Here is a 19325-nt window from a genome sequence, read left to right as displayed (position 1 = left end):
TGCGGTCGTTCACGAGCGACGTGGGCTGCAGTTTCCGTTTCCCGGGCTGACCGTTCAGTTTGCGGCGTTGTTCATCTGCTGAAGTTCAAGTTGCTTGGCAGCACTGGCCTCAAGGTTTGCACGCTCTTCATCCAGGTACCGATAAATGCTTTGCAGGTTGGCGATCTTCTGCTTGATCTCTGCCATCTTTTTTTCAATTAGCCTGGCGCCGTCAGCACAGTCAATCAGCTGGTTCCGCTGCGCATCCAGAATCTCGCCAATTTCCCCAAGGGAAAACCCCATGCTTTGCGCGCGCTGGATAAAGTCCAGATCGTGCAGCGTTTGCTCGGTGTAAACGCGATAGTTGTTGGTTTGCCGCAGCGGTGAGATCAGGCCAAGTTGCTCGTAGTAACGCAGCGTATGGCGGCTGGCGCCGCTGCGCGCCTCGAGTTCGCCGATTTTCATGACAATACCGCTTGACCCTAGAGTTGGGTCGATAGTTTACGCTTTGTTTCTCACCTTCAACAAGGAACAGGGAAATGAGCGTGGAGTGCTTTGTTACAGGCGGAACGGGCTTTGTTGGCCAACATTTGGTGGCGAACTTGAGTGCAAAAGGTCACACCATCAGGGTGTTGATGCGTCGCCCAGAGCAATTGGCTGCACTGCGCGAGCACGTCGCTAATTTGGGCGGGTGCGCCAGCCGGGTGTTTGCCGTAGCGGGCGATTTGGAACGGGACAACCTCGGGCTGAGTCCTGCTGACCGGGAGGTGCTAAGGCACGCCAGCGTCATATTCCATCTAGGCGCCCACTTCGCATGGGGGCTGTCAGTGGAGCATTCCCGTGCGGTAAATGTGGAAGGGGCAAAGCGCGTGGCGCTTCTGGCGGCAGAGCAAAAAAGCCGTTTAGTCATGATCGGCGGCTTCATGCTGAAAAATCATAAACACCTGCAACGCATCGGAATTGATCCTCGTAGTCCGGAGTTGACGAACTGGTCTGCCGTCTATCGACGTGTGGGTGGTTACGAGGGCAGCAAGCTGGAGGCGCATTTTGCGACCCTGGCGCTCATGTCTGCCAAGGGTGGGGAGATTACCGTTGTCCACCCTGCGACGGTCTGTGGCCACAGCAGCACGGGGCATATTCTTGAGGGGCAGCCACTGGTGGCGCTGATACGCAACCTTGTGCAGGGAAAGCTCACTGCTGTACCCGGTACCGCCAAGCACTGGCTGCCACTGGTCACCGTCGATTATCTGGCTGAGCTGGTGGCAGTTTGTGCGTTTGACCCTGCCATGGTAGGCCAGGAATTGCTGGCACTTGATGACCACACCCCAAACTTGCGAGAACTCCTGATGCAGGTTGCACAACCGTTGGGCTTAAAGTCTCCCAAGCATCACATTCCCCTACGGTTGTTGAAGCTGCTATTGGCTATTCCCCCCGTCGCGTCGTTCTTGCACACAAAACCCGAAGCCTTGGACTTTATCCAAACCACGCGTTTTGATACAACGGCGGTCGAGCAATTTGCAAAACGGCATAAAATTGCCAAACCGGATATCCGTCAGTCATTGCAGCACACGGCAGCGTTCGTCAATTCCTATTGCATCGCCAAAGGCTAGGCACCTGACTTCTCCTCCTCAACATTTATGCCGTCGATACTGGCGGAATTCTATCGAACGACAACTCAGCGACAGGGATCGCCAGCCATGCAATCAACTTTCGGCAAAGGCGTCATATTTGCACTTTCCGCTGCAGCACTGAACGCAACAATCGGTGTACTCAGCAAAGTACTCATGAGTAATGGCTTCACCGCCAGCAGTGTCGCTGTGATCAAGACCGTACTGGGGTGCATGCTTCTTTCGATCTTACTGTTTTTCCTCAAGCGCCCTGCGGTGTCGACCCAATGGGTTCAGGCTGCTATCTGTGCATTCCTTGGCATCTTTGTGCTGTTCCATTTCGAAACGTCCGCCTATAGACACTACGCTGCGGCAGGTGTGGTAGTAGTGCTGATGGCCAGTGCCTCAATTTCGTCGATCATCCTAGGGCGCATTTTTCTCAAGGATGCCATCACTGCGAACGCTACCCTAGGCGCCGCATTGGCTATCGCTGGGATTTCGGTGATCTTCGGTGGCGACCTGCAGCAGGGCTTTAGCCTGCAAGGTGCTGCGCTCGCCTCCATTGCCGGCTCCGGCTATGGGGCTTTTTCGGTTGCCATGAAGCGTATGGGAGTATCGGGAGGGCTGCACTTCACCCGTCAGTTGTTGTTCTTTGGCAGCCTGTATCTGCTGATGCCAGCTGCCGCCGATGGTTTCGCGATCGGCGAGTTGTCGCCGCTGGCGATCGCGGCGCTGCTGGCGCTGGCCACACTGCCGACAATCCTCGGCTTCTTCTGCACCACCAAAGCCATCGAGTACCTGAAGCCATCCCAAGTGCAGGCACTGGAGCTGACGGAGCCACTGTTCGCCGCGCTGCTGGCATTTGTAGCGCTTAACGAAGTGCCGCCCCAAAGCCTGTACGCGGGAGCGGCACTGATCATCGTCGGCCTGTGCTTCTCCAATGAACTGATTCGCTTGGGCGGCAAAGCATCCGCCCCTTCAGCCTCAGGTCGATAGCGCCCTTTCATGGTGGGTAGCGATGGGCCAGAAACAGTCGCTTTCTAGGCCCTGCGGCAGATCGCGGGGCAAGCCCGCTCCCACAAAGATGGATGACGATACTTTTCTTACAAAACCTAATGCTGCTTGACGCTTTGCCACCCCACTGGCTCATCAGCTAGGACAATACGGTTTTACACCGCTGCGCTGCGCTCGCGCAGATCAGTGTTCAAGATACGGTCGTTATCGCTGTAGTCGACCGGACAATCAATCACATGCACCCCTGGGTTGGAGACACAGTGGTCAAGTAGCGGAATCAACGAGTCGGCACTTTCTACGCGATACCCATTAGCGCCATAGGATTCAGCATACTTGACGAAGTCAGGGTTACCGTAGTCCAGGCCAAAATCAATGAAGCCCATGTTGGCCTGTTTCCAGCGGATCATGCCATAGCCGTCGTCACGCAGGATCACCACGGTGATGTGCATCCCTAAACGAACTGCGGTTTCGAGCTCCTGGCTATTCATCATGAATCCGCCGTCGCCGCACACCGAGATCACCGGGCGATCCGGGTACACAAGGTGCGCCGCCATCGCCGATGGCAGGCCGGCGCCCATGGTTGCCAGGGCGTTGTCGAGCAGCACGGTGTTGGGCTTGTGCGCCTTGTAGTTGCGGGCGAACCAGATTTTGTAGATGCCGTTGTCCAGGGCAACTATGCCTTCGGACGGCAGCACGCGACGGATGTCGGCTACCAGGCGCTGCGGATAGACGGGGAAGCGGGCGTCGTCAGCGCCTTCAGAGATCTGCGCTTCGTTGGCTTCACGGATGGCCATCAGGCGGGTGAAGTCCCAGTGCGAGGTGTCAGCCAGGGCTTCATTGATCTGCCACACAGCGTTCGCGATGTCGCCGATCACTTCGACCTGGGGGAAGTACACGGCGTCGACTTCAGCGGCACGGAAGCTGATGTGAATGACTTCGGTGCCACCGCGAACCATGAAGAATGGCGGCTTTTCGATCACGTCATGGCCGATGTTGATGATCAGGTCGGCGGCTTCGATTGCACGGTGTACAAAATCACCGGACGACAGCGCAGCATTACCAAGGAAGCAAGGATGACGCTCGTCGACCACACCTTTGCCCATTTGGGTGGTGATGAACGGGATTCGAGTCTCGTCGATTAGTTGCTTGAGGACTTTGGCGGTCATCTTGCGGTTCGCACCGGCGCCGATCACCAGGATAGGGTTGCGGGCACTGTGCAGCTTTTCAACCGCCGCTTCGATTGCCTTGTGCTCGGCTAACGGTCGACGGTGAAGGCTCTGAGGGATCGGTAACGCATCGGTCTGCTCCGCAGCGATGTCTTCCGGCAGCTCCAGATGTACAGCCCCGGGCTTCTCTTCTTCAGCCAGGCGGAAGGCTTCGCGCATGCGGGCTGGAATGTTGTCGGCCGAGGCGAACTGGTGCGTGTACTTGGTGATCGGGGCCATCATGCCGCACACATCGATGATCTGGAAGCGGCCCTGTTTGGACTTCTTGATCGGCTTTTGACCGGTGATCATCATCATCGGCATCCCCCCCAGGTAGGCGTAGGCACTGGCGGTAACCAGGTTGGTCGCGCCAGGCCCCAGGGTCGACAGGCTGACGCCAGTCTTGCCGGTCAGGCGCCCATAGGTAGCTGCCATGAAACCTGCAGACTGCTCGTGACGGGTCAGTACCAACTTGACCCTCGATTTACGCAGGGATTCGAGCAGATCGAGATTTTCCTCGCCGGGGATGCCGAACACGTACTCGACACCTTCACTTTCCAAACATTGCACTACGAGATCAGCTGCCTTGGCCATCTATTTGCCCTGCCACTAACGAGAGTGAGCCACGCGAGCAGATGACGAGATCTCTGCCCGGTGCTGAATGAGTTTTTGGTAAAGATAAAACGTGTGGATTATTTTGTTTTTCGAGGAAGCACCATGGTGGCGTCAATTGCAACCAACGCATTCAAGGCGAGCGCCGACACACCGACGGTAGCGCGTGCCGGGTATGGACTTTCAAAGTAACGCCCCATTATTTCGTTCACGACACCGAAGTGCGAGAGTTCCGTGAGGTAAATAGTGAGTTTTCCTACGTCAGCAAAACTACCGCCTGCGGCTTGTGCTACTGCCTGGAGGTTCTCGAGTACCTGAATGGTTTGGGCTTCAATCCCTTGAGCCAATTCCATCTTTTCAGGGGAAAGCGCGATTTGCCCTGTCAGGAATACCCATTCCCCCATGTGGACGGCTTGCGAATACGGGCCGATAGCTTTCGGCGCCTGGTCACTGTGAACAGCGATTCTGCTCATTAAAATTGATCCTGTATTAGGGCGCGATCCAACCCGCCTGCCAATGCTCGCCTTGCAAAATGAAGCGTGCCCGTTGGTGGATATCCTGGGTAAGATCAAGCCACTCTATTTGTCGTAGGTGGACAGCCAGTACAGCGAAATTTTTGAAACCCTCCCTGTGCGTTTCATAGGCTACAGAAGGTGAAGAAATCGACTCGCCGGGTATGCGCCCATGGCGAAAGAGCGCTTGAGTTCTTCCCCGTGCCTGCTCCCAGTGCTTGGCAAGCAGCGACACATCAGACACAGGTTTACCTAGGCCTTCAAGCCGAAGCTGACGCTTGCCAGACGGGTCGACGGCGGTAATACCGACTCTAGGTTCGGCCAGTATCTCTGCAAGCTTCGCCGACCGCTTGTCCACATAAAAGATGATCGACTTCGTAGACTCATCCGCATGGCGCAAGACAACGGTGCTTACCTTAGGTTGCCCTTCAGCATTGACCGTGGCCAGTTGCATCAAGCGAAAGGGATTTGGACTACCGCCAACCGGTATAGCTAAATTTGACCATACCTCAGCCAATATCAGATCAAGCATGGCAATCGCCCAAAATGAAAAAGGGCCGCGTACGGCGTGCGGCCCGGAGGCACTCAGACGCTGCGTGTAACGCCGCCATCGACCTTGATGTTCTGGCCGGTAATGTAGGCTGCCCCTTCGCTCGCCAGGAAGGCGACAGTGGCGGCAATCTCCTCACTGGTGCCATAGCGCTTAAGCGGCACACCTTCTCGACGCTGTTCGGTAGCAGGGAGACTGTCGATCCAACCAGGCAGCACGTTATTAATGCGAATGTTGTCAGCGGCGTACTTGTCCGCATAGATTTTGCTGAACGACGCCAAACCGGCACGGAACACTGCCGAGGTAGGGAAGAGTTCGCTTGGTTCGAACGCCCATGCAGTAGAAATGTTGATGATTGCACCGCCTTTCTGGCGCTGCATGTACGGGGTCACCAGCCGCGCCGGGCGAATGACGTTGAGCAGGTAGGTCTCCATACCCTGGTGCCAGTCTTCGTCGCTGATTTCAAGAATGGGTGCCCGCGGACCATGGCCGGCGCTGTTAACCAACACATCGATACGGCCCCATTTCTGAATGACTGCGTCGACTAGGCGCTGCAGGTCTTCATTTGACTGGTTACTGCCGGTTACACCAATACCGCCTAGCTCTTGCGCCAGGGCCTCGCCTTTGCCAGACGAAGAGAGAATACCGACCTTGAAGCCGTCGGCAGCCAATCTACGTGCTGCCGCCGCTCCCATGCCGCTACCACCGGCAGTGACTATTGCTACTTTTTCTACTGACATACATCCCCCTAAGTGAGGCGTTGACGGGTTGTTGGTGAAATGAGACTAGCACCGCTCAGCACGTCTCAGAGAGACAACAACCCTTCTTCCTGCCAGTAGATAATCTATAGCCTCGCCTGTTCAAGTAGCCACGTTCGGACGGTTTCGAGGGCCGCCGGCTGGTGAGCGTTTCGCGGCCAGACCAGATAATAGGCTTTGTCCAAGCTCATTTGATGCGCCATCGCCAGCGCTAACCTTCCTGCCTCTAGGTCTGCTTTGACGAAGTGGTAGCTGGCCAATGCCAGCCCTTGTCCTGCTGCTGCAGCCTCGATCGCAAGTACCGTTTGGTTGAACCGCACATTTTTAGAGGGTTGGCGGATGGGGCTCTGGAAGGCCTGATCTATGAACTCAGGCCAGAAACTGTGAGCGTCATGCAGCAGCGTGTATTCCTGCAGTTTTTCCACGCTCTCTGGCCGACCCAGTTGTTCAAGCAATACCGGGCTAGCTACCGCAACTATACGTTCAGTCAGAAAAAGCTCGGCATTGAGCATGTTCTCGAAAGGTGCACGTCCGTAGCGGACAGCGATGTCAGTTCCACCAGGCCGAAATTGCGAAATGCGGTCAGTGGCAAGTACTTGCAGATCGATCTGAGGGTGCGCAACTGAGAACGAGGACAGCCGAGGGATTAGCCACTTTGCCGCAAAAGTAGGCGTGACGCTGACCGTCAGTTCCAGCCCCACTGGTTTGAGGGCTTGCGTGGCCGTAGTGATCAAGGCGAATGCCTCACGAATTGCCAAGCTGTAGCCCCTCCCGGGTTCCGTTAAGCTCAGCCCTCTCGGCAACCGCTCAAACAACTTCAACTCCAGGCTCGTCTCAAGCCCTCGTATCTGCTGTGCCACAGCGGCCTGAGTGACACCTAGCTCGTCGGCAGCCAGCCGAAAATTCAGATGACGGGCAACCACCTCGAATACCCTGAGCGCGTTAAGGGGAGGCAACAAGGTATGTCCGTTCATAGTATTTTTTCTAATGGCAAGCGAGGGATTTAATGCCGCTTTGGGAGGGTGATAGGCGCTGCCTATAACGCCCACGGACTACATCTAGTCCTCTTTCGTCCACTCCAAAGTGCCAGGGAACCTCGCTACGAAGCGCGTGCCGGCCTCAGGCGTAGAGGTTACTGATAACGTCCCGTTGTGACCCGTTACGATCTGGGATGCGATATACAAACCGAGCCCCAGCCCCTCCCCGCGGCCACCGGCTGCCGACCTTTTGAACGGCTGGAACAGTAGCGGTAACAAAACGTCGGGGATTTCTGGGCCATGGTTCATCACTGACAGCACTATATGATTTTCTTGCATGCTTGCGGTCACCTCTATCGGAAGATCACGCGCCCCATGAGCCACTGCATTGCCCAAGAGGTTTGAAAGCAACTGCCCCATTCTCCCAGCATCACAGAAGACCCCAGGTGAAATGATCACCTCTTGACGGATGGTGGCGTTGGGATGACTCGTCATGATTTCATTGATGACGGCAATAAAAACGTCACCCAGGTTGTCCACTAACGTCCGTTTGACCGGAATGCCTCCCCCCAGCTTTCCTCGAGAAAAATCCAGGACATCTTCAATCAAGTTGTTCATCCGCTGCGAGCTTTGTCGTATTGCAGTGGCAAGCTGCTGCTCGCGACCGGCGGGAAGCTTAGCCTCCAGTAGATCGGCGCTCATTCTGATAGCGCACAGTGGCGAACGGAGGTCATGCCCCAGTACGGCAATGAACTGCTCCCGGACAGTGCCGGTCTCAGCTGCATTGGCCAGTTCAATCGTTTTGGTCTCAAGGTCCGCCAAAACGTCGAGTTGAACAGCTATTAACTGGGCGAACAGCGTTAGCGTTTTGCACACCGCCTCTTCATCAAAATGGGCCGGAACCTCATCGATAGCACAGAGCGTTCCGAAGAAGTCTCCGTTTGTCCTGGTGATAGGAATGGAGACGTAGCTTTCTAAGCCGTATGTCTGAGGGGTGTGGTGGGTTGAGTACACCGGATGCTCACTGGCATTCCTGAATATAACGGGTTTGCGGTGCTGACGAATTTCGTGGCAAATCGTCGTTTCCAGCACCAACTCACCGCCAGGTATAAGCCCAAAATCAATAGAATCATCGACAGCGCAAGCCACCCATTTTGTCTCGGTGACACGCGCAATTGCCGCAAAGCGCATGCCGGTAACATGCTTCACCATATTGAGAATAAGCGGGACGGCCTCGATCTTGGCAATCGTACTGATGTCGTGTGAAAGGTCAGACGGATAAGGCATCAAGATCGCCGATTGGGTGAATGGCAAATTGGAATTAAAGCGTAAGCCCCTGCGTTTGACAATGAGCCGGGAAAAGCGTCGGGGCCAAAAGTGGACGAATCATCAAACCGGCAGGATGCGCGTCCAGTAACGGGTAAGTTGCTGGATTCGGATGGGTAACGAGCGGGCAATCGTGTTCAATGTCAGCTCGATATTACCAAGCGAATACGAGCCCGACACCCGCAAATGGCTGACCTCGGGCGCGCAGCCAAGATAGCCGGGGCAATAGCGCTGCAACTCATTGATCAGTAGGTCCAGCCTCCAGCCTTCCACTACCAGCCGCCCCTGGGCCCAGGCCTCTTCGGCTGTTTTCAACGCCTGCATGCCCAACAGTCGCTGACGATCAAACGTCACCGATTGCCCTTCCTCGATCACGACCTCATCGGTGGCCTGCTCAGGGCGTACCGCAACGGCATGCTGGTAGACGCTAAGACGCGTCAGCCCGTCTAACTGGCGCACGGCAAAACGAGTGCCCAATGCGCGCAGCTCCCCCTGGGCACTGCGCACCAGGAACGGACGGGAGTCCTTGCCGGTGGTTACGTGGATCTCACCGGCCCGAAGGATCAGCAAGCGCGTGCTGGCATTGAACATTACATCCAGCGCGGTATCGGTATCCAACACCAGCAAGGTGCCGTCAGCAAGCGCCTCTTGGCGCTGTTCTCCGGTGCGGGTTTTGAGATCGGCCATCCATTTTGGCGCAACGTCATAGCCTTGCCATACCAATGAACTCGCGCCGGCGCCGAGCAACAACCCCTTGAGAAGGGTGCGGCGATTCGGCCCGCTCTCGCGTAACGTGGACTTTTCCATGACCGCCCAGGCCAACTGCTGCGGCATGCTGCCAAGGCGCGCCTGCAATTCGGTCAACTGCTGCCATGCCCATTCATGCTCCGCACTTCGGCAGTGCCAGCGCTGCCACTGTGCGCGCAGCGCCGGGTCGTCAGGGTTCGCGGACAGGTGCGCGAACCACTGCGCAGCGTGGCGAAGCGCTTGGCGCTGGGCGTCGTTGGTCACCAGGGATTGTCCACGAGGTACAAGAGGCAGCGTTCGGTGGCTCGGGCCATATATTTGGTCACTGAGCTGGCGGACACCTGTAATTGTTCCGCGATCTGAGGGTAGGTCAGCCCTTGCACTTGCGACATCAGGAACGCCGTTTTCGCCTTCACGCCCAGGCCATCAAGCATGCGATCCAGCTCCAGCAGTGTCTGGAGCAAGGAAAGCTGTTCCTCGGCAGAAATCTCGAACGACTCAGGCTGCGCGGCGAGCACTTCGAGGTAGGCACGCTCCACCGACTGACGGCGAAAACTGTCGATCATTACCCGCTTGGCGATGGTTACCAGAAAATGCCGTGGCTCATTGAGCGTGGCCGCCAGGGGTTCACGGCGCTCGGCGAGCAGCACGCGAAGAAAGGTGTCCTGGGCGAAGTCTGCCGCCGCCTGCGAACACCCGGTACGCTTGCGCAGCCAGCTGATAAGCCAGGGTTGATGGTCGTTGTAGAGCGTCGCGATAGGGTTGCCAGACGGCATGTCGAAGCCAAGCAGAGAATAAGAATTAATCTCAATATAGTGAATTGGTGGCCTGAGGGCAATCGACTTTTGGGCCAAAAAACAGGCCAAAAAAAATTTCAAAACGCGTTGTCACTTTACGCTCGGCAGCGCGACTCCTTTTGCAGACACCTCATAAAATGCCAACAATCGCATCAGGAGAAAGCATGCAGCATCCCCTCCCAGGCTTCTGCACCGCCACGTTGAACACCCCAAGCGCGCTATGCCTTGCCCTAATGGGTGCATCGTTGTTGATGGCCACTCCAGCACTTACTCGCGCGGCTGAAAGCCAGGTACCAGCCCGTACCCTGCACCTGCAGGAATTTGTTATCGAAGCCGGGTCTCTTGCCACTGTGCTGAACAGCTTTGCCACCAGAGCAGGCGTTGTCTTGTCGTTCGACAACGGCCTGACCGAAGGCAAGCAGAGCCGGGGCATCAACGGACGCTACAGTATCGATCAGGGCTTTTCTGTGTTGCTGAGCGGGTCTGGATTGCAGGCAGTTGCCGGTGGGGATAACAGCTATGTGGTACTGCCGGCTGCACCGTCGGGCTCATTGCAACTGGGCGTGACCAACGTGACAGGCTCGGGGCTGGGCGCCATCACCGAGGGGTCGAGGTCCTACACGACAGGTAGCACCAACACAGCGACGCGGATGAATCTCTCGCTGCGCGAAACGCCGCAGTCGGTCAGCGTCGTCACGCGTCAGCAAATGGACGATCAAAACATGCAATCCCTGGAAGACGTTGCGAGGGCTGCGACGGGAATCAACACCACCAAGGATTTTGGTACCGAACGCTCACGCTATTTCTCCCGCGGTTTCCAGGTTAACGACCTGCAATACGACGGCGTACCGACCAGCATTTCCGAAAGCTACTCGATGGACGTGACCTCTGTTAACAACATGGCCATCTACGACCGGGTAGAGTTTGTTCGCGGCGCAAACGGCTTGATGCAGGGTGCGGGAAACCCCTCGGCGGCCATCAACCTGGTGCGCAAGCGGCCAACGGATACCTATAAGCTCAAAGCAGAAATCGGCGGCGGCTCCTGGGATAATTACCATAGTCAGATCGACGTAAGCGGGCCGTTGAACGAACAGGGCACGCTGCGTGGCAGGACCGTACTGTTATACAACGCCGGCAATAGTTTCGTAGACCGTGCCGACAAAGAGAACCAGCTGTTCTACGCCATTGGCGAAGCCGACGTGAGTGAAGATACGACCGTGACTCTCGGCACCGTCTTTCAAAAGGATTATCACGGCGGTTATGACTGGGGCGGCTTGCCCACTCAACTCGATGGCAGCTTCTATCCACTGTCGCGCTCGGCGTCCTTTGCGCCAAGCTGGGCCCACCTGAACAAAATCAATCGCACGGTATTCGCTGACATCAAGCATGCGTTCAACGATGACTGGAAACTCACCGTCAATACTAACCTGATGTGGTCGAATGCCGATTTCCTCGGGCTCTACGGCAACAATATTGGTAACGACCAGTTCCGCCTGTCCACCAACGACACAACATACGACGACGAACAAATCAGCCTTGATGCCGCGCTGAACGGCGCTTTCTACCTGCTCGGCCAGCGCCACGAACTGGTGTTTGGCGCTAACGCGCGCAAAGACCGGTTCATCAACGAGTCGCGTTACAACAACAACCCAAGCGTCGTCGATATTCTGGGTTTCGCCCCTTCGCACGTAGTCGCGCCCACCTATAGCTACGAACGCATCCAGTACCGCAACGTACGCAAGGACAAAGGGCTTTATGCCGCCACCCGGTTGAACCCCAGCGACGACCTGCATGTGATAGTGGGCAGCCGTTTCAGCTGGGTTGACTACGCGTCTGCTGACTATGACGACCGTTTCAAGGAAAACGGAAAAGTCATTCCTTATGCGGGCGTCGTGTATGACCTGACTGACAATGCCTCGGTTTACGCCAGCTACACCGAGATTTATCAGGTTCAAAGCAACTACGACATCAACAACACACTGCTCAACCCTATCACCGGCAGCAACTACGAAATCGGCCTAAAGAACGAGTTCTACGACGGGCTGCTCAATACGTCGGTGGCGGTATTTCAGGTTGACCAAAGCCATTTACCTCAGGCGGTCGCTGGCGCAGACCGTATTTGCGGGCCAGGGCATAGCTCAACGTGCTACGAGGAAGGCGGCAAGGTGCGCAACCGAGGTTTTGAAGTAGAGGCTTCTGGCGAGATTCTCCCCGGTTGGAACGCCGTGCTCGGCTACACCTACAGTCACCCTGAATATGTCGGCGGAACCCGCAAAGGTACCGACTACGCCACCGAAACCTCCCCGCGCCGATTAGTCAAACTGGCCACCAACTACCGTTTGCCCGGCGAATTGGACAACTGGCGCGTGGGCGGCAGCCTCTATCATCAGAGCAAAGTCTACCTGGGCAGCGTGGAGCAAGGTGCATACAGCCTGGTCGATCTGAACGCCAATTACCAGATCAACAAGAACCTGAGCGCACAACTGAACCTGAACAACGTGTTTGACAAGCATTTTTACGCTGCCGTCTATAACTCGAACCTGGGCAACTATTACGGTGAGCCGCGTAACTTCGCTGTTACGTTACGGTACGAAAACTGACGTGGCCTGGTCTCGCCGCAGCCATGTGGTGTGCGGCGAGATTGCAGACCTGTACTGAACAGCAGTGGATGGCAGGTTTGGGTCGATAGCGGTCACTGGCGAATGGCTGCAATCGAACCCAAGCGGCCAGTTGGGGGGGCTTTGAATCCCCCCTAAAGCGCTTCCTGAAAATCAGTTACCACTTACCAGAATGTGCCACGGAGAGTCAGCATGTGATTGCGCTCGTCGCCATACCAGTTACCCGACGCCGAAGAGCCTAACGTTGCGTAGTAGGTCTTGTCGAAGATGTTGTTGGCGTTGTAGGCCAAGGTCCAGTGATCATCGATCCTGTACTCGACCAACGCATTCCACACCGCGTAACCACCCTGACGGTAGTCATAGGCTTCGTTGCGCAACACGTTACCGGCGCTGTCGATCACACTGGCGGTCCCGCTGACCAGGTTGGCACTCTGCACGGTCACGCCACCACCGACCTTGAAGTCATGGAACTGGCCCGGCATCTGGTAGGTGCTCCACAGCTTGAACTGGTGCTTGGGGGTGATACTGCTGAACGCCGTGTTGTCCTGGCGGTTGCGGTTGTTGTTGTAGGTGTAGCCGGCCAGCACGTTCCAGTCCGGCAGGATCTCACCGGTCAGCTCCATGTCGATGCCCTTGCTGACCACTTCGCCCTGGGTAAGGTAGCAGCAGTTGCCACCGAACAGCACGTTGGTGAGCTGGTAGGCCGGATCGACCACCGCCTCGTTGTTTCGCTTGGTGTAGTACAGCGCAAACGAAGCATTCACTGCGCCATTGAACAGCTCGCCCTTGATCCCGGTTTCGTAGGTCTTGCCCTTCATCGCCTCGATCGAGCTGCCTGGCAGCGGGCCCTGCAGCTTGTTCTGCTGTGGTTTGTAGATCTCGGAATAGCTGACGTAGGTCGACCACTCGTCATTCAGGTCGTAAACCAGACCGCCATAGGGCACCAGCTTGGTGGGTTCACGTGTGTCGATGTCCGACTCGACGGTCCAAACACCATTGCTGCGGGCGCGGTACAACTGCTCGAACTTATAACGCTGGGCTCGGGCGCCGACGATCAGGTGCAGCGGGTCAGCCAGTTGCAGGCGCAGTGTCGAGTACAAGCCGTATTGGGTTTGAGTGTTGGGGTTATAGTCACGGTAGAAGTCCTTGTTAGTCGGCGGCATCACCCACGGCGTAGAGCTTGGGTTGAACACGTTGATCGGGCCGCCGGACCCGGACGACTGCAGGGTGCCTTCCCATTGGCTGGTGATTTTCTGGTAGTCGATGCCCATGAGAAATTCATGCTGCAGGTCGAATACCTGGAATTTGCCGGCGATGTTGGCATCCCAAAGCTTCTGGTCGCTGCGGTATTGGTTGACGTTGCCGCTCCAGGCCGGGCCATCAAGGGTGACCGGGTTGACCGAGCCGAAGTTGAATGCACTCTTGCTGAAACCCGAGTCCAGTGTTTGGGTGTAGGTGACGTTGGCTTTCCAGTCGTCATTGAATGTGTGGTCGACCTTGGCGAACACTTCCTGAGAGCGGCCATCCAGATAGGCCCAGTTCTCGGTCAGGCTGGTGCTGCGCGATAGGCCCAGGTCGGCACCGGTGCTGTAGCGCGGCAGGCCAGTGCCGGAGCCGGTCTCGTGAATGCGCTCAGAGCGGCCGCCGACGGTCAGCATGGTGTCTGGCGTGATGTCGGCCTCCAGAATGCCATATACGATCGGCTTTTCAGTGGCACGGTCGTCGAGCATGTACTGACGGTCGGTGTAGGCGGCGACCAGGCGACCACGCAGCTTGCCATCGATGCCCAACGGCCCGGTGACGTCGAACTGGGTGCGGTAGTTGTCCCAGCTGCCAGCCGACATGTCGACCTTGAGTTGATAGGTGTCCAGCGGTCGCTTGCGCACCAGGTTGATCATGCCGCCCGGGTCACCGGTGCCACCGAACAGGGCGGACGAGCCACGCAGCACTTCAACGTGGTCGAACTCGACCATGTCGTAGTTCTTGTTCGAGTAGAAGCTGCCTGACGTGGTCCCCAGGGCCATCGGTGCAGCACCGTCAATCTGGATGTTCTCCACCTTGAAGCCGCGCGAATAGAAGTCCGAAAGGCGGAAGTTGTTGTTCTTCACCGTGATGCCGGGGGTAATCTTCATGGCATCGGCAAGGTCGGTCATACGCTGTTCTTCGATGACCTGGTTGGTGATCACCGACACCGATTGTGGTGTCTGCCGCAGGCTTGTCGGGGTCTTGGAGCCGATACTGACCTTCTCGGTGGTGTATGAGCCGGTATTCTCGGTCATCATGCCCATGCCCTGGCCTTCGATGAGGGTACTGCCCAGTTCCAATGCAGGTCCGCCGTCATTCGTCAGCGGTTGTAAGGACCAGTTGCCATCGACGGCCTGCGTTGCTGTCAAACCAGTGCCCTCCAGCAGCAAGTGAAGTGCCATGTCATCAGACATCTCGCCGTTGACGGCTTGTGCCTGTTTGCCTTCGACCATGTTCGGCGTGTACGGCAGGCTGATGCCGGATCGCTCGGCAAAGCGGTTTAACGCCTGGCCCAGCGGTGCTGCGGGCAAGTCGTAGCGCTGTGCAGGTTGCTGCGCCTGAGCCATTTGGCAGAGGCTCGACATCGTGCCAATGAAGATGGCCTGGGCAAGCAAGGCGGGACGATAACGGGATTGCAGATCCATCGAGTTGCGGCTCCTGAAAAATGCGGGCTTTTTCTTCTTGTCGAAGGAGCCTGCTAAACCCCGTAAACAACCCGGCAGTTTTTTTCAGGCGGGAACGATGCGCACCCACAGCGACGTACGCCAGACCAGGCGTACAGGCAGCGTGTGGGTCAGGGTGCGCAGGGCATTGTCGGTATCGTCTAGCTGAAATACGCCAGAGATCTTCAGCCCGGCCACGGCCGGGTCGCAGCCCACCCAGCCCGCACGTTGGCGCCCTAGTTGATCGAGCACGGCCTGCAAGGGCATGTCCCGGGCGATCAACACACCGCGGACCCAGGCGGAGCCTTCGAATGTCGGCCGTTCGACAAGTCGGGAGCCGGCACTGTCGATCCGCCATTGTTGCCCGGCTTGCGCTCGCGCTGGCGCCTGGCCCGGAAGCTGAACAGCAACGCTGCCTTGGTCAACGGTCAACCGTGTGTAGCCGTGTTCTTGGCAAAGGTTGAACGCTGCGTTCGTTGTCTCGTAGCGCCCTTGCGCCGTCGTCACGCAAAGCGGGCGCTGCAACGCGTCGAGGGCCGTTTGTACGTACGCCTGCCCTTCCCGCAGTAAGATCCGGCGCCCGCGCGAATCGAGCCTTACATCCATGGCACTCCTGCTGTCGAGTTGCACCGTACTGCCGTCGGCCAGTGCGAAGCGGCGTCGCTCGCCGGTGCTGGTGCTGTAGTCGGCGAAGCTGCGGCGCCAAGGCGACTGCTGCAGGGCACCACCCGCCATGCCCAAGCCAAAAATGCCCAATCCGAGCGTCTTGATCGCCGTGCGGCGCCCCTGATTAGCCAGCGTACTAATTGCGACACCGGACGGTAGCTCGCGCGCGAGCGGGAAACAGGCTTGAGCCTCTTGCAGGGCTTGCCAGCGCGCCTCATGCCTCGGATCCGCCTGGCGCCAAGCCAAGCACGCTGCACTCACGCTCGGAGCATGTTGCGAGGACTCGAGTTTCACCAGCCAGTCGATGGCTTGGTCGAGCACCTTGTCTGTCATGGTTCGAGTGTAAGCTGGTAACAGTGACGAATAGCCTTGGCCATATACTTCTCTACGCTGCTCAGGCTGACCCCCAGGCGGGCTGCGATATCTTGGTAGCTGAGGCCCTCCAGGCGCGACAGCAGAAACGCCATGCGTACCTTCGGTGCAAGGCCGTCAAGCAAGGCGTCGATCTGCATCAGCGTCTGCAACAGCATCAATTGTCGCTCAGCAGAGGGCGCTTCAGCCTCCGGCAACTGCGCCAACGCCTGTAGATAGGCCGCCTCAAGCTTCTGCCGGCGATAGCGGTCGATCAACAGCCCTTTCGCTACACTGCTCAACCAAGCCCTGGGTTGGCGCAATCCAGCAAGCTGCTGCGGGCGCAGAATGGCATGCAGGAAGGTGTCCTGTGCAACGTCAGACGCATGATCACCGAAGTGATGCCGGCGTTGCAGCCAACTGAGCAACCAGAGGTGATGATCACGGTAAAGACCGGCGATGCGCTCGCGTGTTTCAGGTGCGATAGCTGGGGAAGGCAACACGATCGTTCCTCGCGTCCATGATCAGAATGGAATGCATCTGCTAATCATTCGCAATGGTACAGGGTTCCAAGGGGGACTCTCAAGGGGCTGATCAACCACCGACCACAGCACGCTTTTGTGCACACACATGTCCGGCCTCAGCGCGCCCCGCTTCTCGCCTCACCCCCTCCGGCATTTGCACGATCGATTCCCCAGGCCTGAGCCATTAGACGGCCACCGGCCTTTGAGCATGGGCAGCGTCGCATGCCGTGCTGACGGTGTTCGCCCAGAGCATGATGGGAACCGTTGAACCCGCCTAACCTGCCACCCTTTCAAAGGCGTAATCCTTGAAAACTAACCACCCGATCCCATGGGAGCACTGTACATGCCTATCGACTTCAGGCCCGCTCAAGCCTCGGATGCGCACGATATTGCGCGCTTCTTTCAACTGACATCGGAGGGCATGGCCGATTACATATGGAGCAAGCTTGCCGCACCCGGGGAAGCATTACTGAGTGTCGGCACATCTCGCTATGCCAGGGAACAGGGCGACTTTTCCTATAAGAACTGCCTGATGGCCATTTTCGAAGGGCGCGTCATCGGCATGATGCATAGCTATGCCTTGCGCGAGACCCCTGACAGGCCTGTCGAGACAGACCCGGTCCTCGCGCCTTATGCCGACATGGAAATACCCGGCACCTTATACATATCCAGCCTGGCCCTGGATGAGGCCTGGCGCAGCCAAGGGCTGGGCGTCCAGTTTCTTCGCCATGCTCAGCAACGCGCTGAGGACTCTGGCCTGGATGGGCTATGCCTGATCGATTATGCAGAAAACCACGGTGCACGCCGCTTCTACGAACGTCACGGTTTTCAAATTGTTAAAACCTGCCAGATCGTTCCGCACCCGATGCTGAGCGTAACCGGTGAAGCCTATTTGATGTATCGCCCTACCCACAACGTGCTCGAGAAAAAACCATGAACAACAAACTGACCGTGTTCCGCGAACTGGATATCCAACCGGTGCGCGACCTTCCCTTTTTTGAAGAGGTCGTGGAAGGCACCCCTCATACGCTGACGTCCAAGTACTATCACGATGAACAGCAAGGCCGCATTGCCGGAGAATGGGAAGCCAGCACCGGCGCGTGGCGCATCGACTACAAAGTGTGGGAGTTCTGCCATGTCCTGAGTGGACGCTGCGTCATCGAGCTTGAGGGCAGCGCCCCCGTCACACTGGCCGCTGGCGACACGTTCATTATCGAACCGGGCGCCAAGGGCAAATGGACTGTGCTGGAAGACATGAAAAAGAACTTCGTGATCCTCCTGCCCGCGAACTAGGCACCGGGTAGCGTTTCATCGAGCGCAGCGCAAAGCCAGTTTGCATGCTTGCCTGCTGGCGGCGCTCGAATGTTCTTTGGCAGGCCACAACAGCCCTATTCAGTGTCTGCTTTGGGTCGATTGCGGTCAGTCGCGACCGGCTGCTTTCGACCCATAGCAGCCAGTCGTGTCTGAGGTGATCTTTGTGGGAGCGGGTTTACCCGCGAACACGGGCGAAGCCCGTGCCATCCTCCGCGTTGCCTGCTTCGCGGGTAAACCCGCTCCCACAATAAATGTTGGTGAGTCCAACGGCAGCCATGGGTTGACTGCAGCCGTTATCCAGTGACCGCTATCGACCCGAAGCTGCCGCTCATCGGCGATCAAATTGCGATCCAACTGTCTAGCCGGCGAGTGAAACCACTAAGTCAAATGCTGTAATAGGAATGTATGCCAAGGCGATGCTCGAATAATGCTCGCGAGACCTGGCGATGAACGCGCAGAGTGGAAGGGCAATCATGATCACGTCCAATACGCCCCATAGCGCTATTGGCGATGCCTTGAAAAAGCTTACGTTTACGACAAGCCCGAGGAATAAATAAGCAGACAGGAACAACAGCGCGTAACGGCCATCCTGTTCGAAGTAAACCTGAAGGCCATTCTGCTCATCCTCACTGCGACTGGGGAGCAACAGCGCAGAGGCTATAAAAAGAGAAAGCGCTAACAGAACGAGCAGGAGAAACTCCAAAAATGTGAACGTAACTTTTATGGCCGGCAGAGCGTTTACAGCCCACCAGAAGTCAAGTTGCGTAGTGAACAGCATCGTGGCCCAGGCGAGCGGTACCCAATCAGGCTTCGCCGCGCGGCGAATGCGGAATACCGTCAATACCCCCAGTAGAAGCCGAGTGACGGAGAGCCCGAGTATCATCGAGAGTATCGTGGCAACGATCGGAAAATTGCTCATGGTACACCCAGGCTTTGGATATTCTGGTTTTAGCACACCATCCGACAGTAGGCCGGTTATATCGCGCCCTGATGAATAAACGATTGCCCTAGGGCAGCCTTTCATGCGTCCCATGAGGATACAGTCCCACAGCCTGCCCTCTGTGATTGATGAACAAATTTC

At 57.1% G+C, this 19325-nt stretch carries 18 protein-coding genes; 5 read left to right on the top strand and 13 right to left on the bottom strand.

Annotation, left to right across the window (positions count from 1 at the left end; translation table 11 throughout):
• Window positions 1-54: 54 nt before the first annotated feature.
• Window positions 55-444: a MerR family transcriptional regulator gene (locus AB7M33_RS20575; RefSeq protein ID WP_099429712.1), complete on the bottom strand. Its 390-nt coding sequence runs from the start codon at window positions 442-444 to the stop codon at window positions 55-57.
• Between the two features lie 74 nt (window positions 445-518).
• Between AB7M33_RS20575 and AB7M33_RS20570 the strand changes: the two genes are divergently transcribed.
• Both AB7M33_RS20570 and AB7M33_RS20565 read left to right on the top strand, forming a co-directional pair.
• Complete coding sequence (locus tag AB7M33_RS20570; protein ID WP_085273187.1) at window positions 519-1589, top strand: SDR family oxidoreductase; 1071 nt, start codon at window positions 519-521, stop codon at window positions 1587-1589.
• Window positions 1590-1676: 87 nt separating this feature from the next.
• Window positions 1677-2582, top strand: a complete 906-nt coding sequence (locus AB7M33_RS20565) for a DMT family transporter (RefSeq protein WP_099429714.1) — start codon at window positions 1677-1679, stop codon at window positions 2580-2582.
• A 173-nt stretch (window positions 2583-2755) separates the two neighbouring features.
• Here the strand turns inward: AB7M33_RS20565 and AB7M33_RS20560 are convergent, their stop codons facing one another.
• The 8 genes from AB7M33_RS20560 to AB7M33_RS20525 form a co-directional block, all read right to left on the bottom strand.
• Complete coding sequence (locus tag AB7M33_RS20560) at window positions 2756-4399, bottom strand: acetolactate synthase large subunit (protein WP_454243469.1); 1644 nt, start codon at window positions 4397-4399, stop codon at window positions 2756-2758.
• Between the two features lie 98 nt (window positions 4400-4497).
• Window positions 4498-4890 (bottom strand): Rid family detoxifying hydrolase, encoded by a 393-nt coding sequence (locus AB7M33_RS20555; RefSeq protein ID WP_099429716.1) that lies wholly within the window; start codon window positions 4888-4890, stop codon window positions 4498-4500.
• Between the two features lie 16 nt (window positions 4891-4906).
• Entirely contained in the window at window positions 4907-5461 is a 555-nt protein-coding gene (locus AB7M33_RS20550) for a pyridoxamine 5'-phosphate oxidase family protein (protein WP_099429717.1), read from the bottom strand.
• Between the two features lie 53 nt (window positions 5462-5514).
• A complete protein-coding gene (locus tag AB7M33_RS20545) occupies window positions 5515-6219 on the bottom strand; it encodes an SDR family oxidoreductase (protein ID WP_027596294.1) in 705 nt (234 codons plus the stop codon).
• A 104-nt stretch (window positions 6220-6323) separates the two neighbouring features.
• On the bottom strand, window positions 6324-7211 hold the full coding sequence (locus AB7M33_RS20540; RefSeq protein WP_265969501.1) for a LysR substrate-binding domain-containing protein: 888 nt from the start codon (window positions 7209-7211) through the stop codon (window positions 6324-6326).
• 84 nt (window positions 7212-7295) lie between these two features.
• Window positions 7296-8501, bottom strand: coding sequence for a GAF domain-containing sensor histidine kinase (locus AB7M33_RS20535; protein ID WP_454243468.1), 1206 nt, complete (start codon window positions 8499-8501; stop codon window positions 7296-7298).
• A gap of 102 nt (window positions 8502-8603) precedes the next feature.
• On the bottom strand, window positions 8604-9551 hold the full coding sequence (locus AB7M33_RS20530; RefSeq protein ID WP_454243467.1) for a FecR domain-containing protein: 948 nt from the start codon (window positions 9549-9551) through the stop codon (window positions 8604-8606).
• Window positions 9548-10063: a sigma-70 family RNA polymerase sigma factor gene (locus AB7M33_RS20525; RefSeq protein ID WP_274888744.1), complete on the bottom strand. Its 516-nt coding sequence runs from the start codon at window positions 10061-10063 to the stop codon at window positions 9548-9550. Before AB7M33_RS20525 ends, AB7M33_RS20530 begins: the two co-directional genes overlap by 4 nt.
• 185 nt (window positions 10064-10248) lie before the next feature.
• Between AB7M33_RS20525 and AB7M33_RS20520 the strand changes: the two genes are divergently transcribed.
• Window positions 10249-12684, top strand: a complete 2436-nt coding sequence (locus AB7M33_RS20520) for a TonB-dependent siderophore receptor (RefSeq protein ID WP_454243466.1) — start codon at window positions 10249-10251, stop codon at window positions 12682-12684.
• Window positions 12685-12866: 182 nt separating this feature from the next.
• Here AB7M33_RS20520 and AB7M33_RS20515 read toward each other — a convergent pair whose 3' ends face one another.
• The 3 genes from AB7M33_RS20515 to AB7M33_RS20505 all read right to left on the bottom strand — a co-directional run bounded on the left by AB7M33_RS20515 (window position 12867) and on the right by AB7M33_RS20505 (window position 16909).
• The gene (locus tag AB7M33_RS20515; protein ID WP_454243465.1) at window positions 12867-15371 is read right to left on the bottom strand and encodes a TonB-dependent siderophore receptor; all 2505 of its coding nucleotides are present in this window, start codon (window positions 15369-15371) and stop codon (window positions 12867-12869) included.
• 84 nt (window positions 15372-15455) lie between these two features.
• Window positions 15456-16376: a FecR family protein gene (locus AB7M33_RS20510; RefSeq protein WP_454243464.1), complete on the bottom strand. Its 921-nt coding sequence runs from the start codon at window positions 16374-16376 to the stop codon at window positions 15456-15458.
• Window positions 16377-16384: 8 nt separating this feature from the next.
• On the bottom strand, window positions 16385-16909 hold the full coding sequence (locus AB7M33_RS20505) for a sigma-70 family RNA polymerase sigma factor (RefSeq protein ID WP_454243463.1): 525 nt from the start codon (window positions 16907-16909) through the stop codon (window positions 16385-16387).
• A gap of 364 nt (window positions 16910-17273) precedes the next feature.
• On the opposite strand from AB7M33_RS20505, the gene AB7M33_RS20500 reads away from it, so the two are divergent.
• Window positions 17274-17867, top strand: a complete 594-nt coding sequence (locus AB7M33_RS20500; protein WP_265969506.1) for a GNAT family N-acetyltransferase — start codon at window positions 17274-17276, stop codon at window positions 17865-17867.
• Window positions 17864-18223, top strand: a complete 360-nt coding sequence (locus AB7M33_RS20495; RefSeq protein ID WP_454243462.1) for a cupin domain-containing protein — start codon at window positions 17864-17866, stop codon at window positions 18221-18223. Before AB7M33_RS20500 ends, AB7M33_RS20495 begins: the two co-directional genes overlap by 4 nt.
• A gap of 379 nt (window positions 18224-18602) precedes the next feature.
• Here the strand turns inward: AB7M33_RS20495 and AB7M33_RS20490 are convergent, their stop codons facing one another.
• Window positions 18603-19163 carry a hypothetical protein gene (locus AB7M33_RS20490; RefSeq protein ID WP_099429722.1) on the bottom strand — a complete coding sequence of 187 codons (561 nt, stop codon included), beginning with the start codon at window positions 19161-19163 and terminating at the stop codon, window positions 18603-18605.
• Between the last annotated feature and the right edge of the window lie 162 nt (window positions 19164-19325).

This window comes from Pseudomonas sp. Y3 TE3536 (assembly GCF_053629175.1).
Note: the sequence above shows the minus strand (reverse complement) of the source record. Positions and strands in the feature narration are given on the sequence as shown.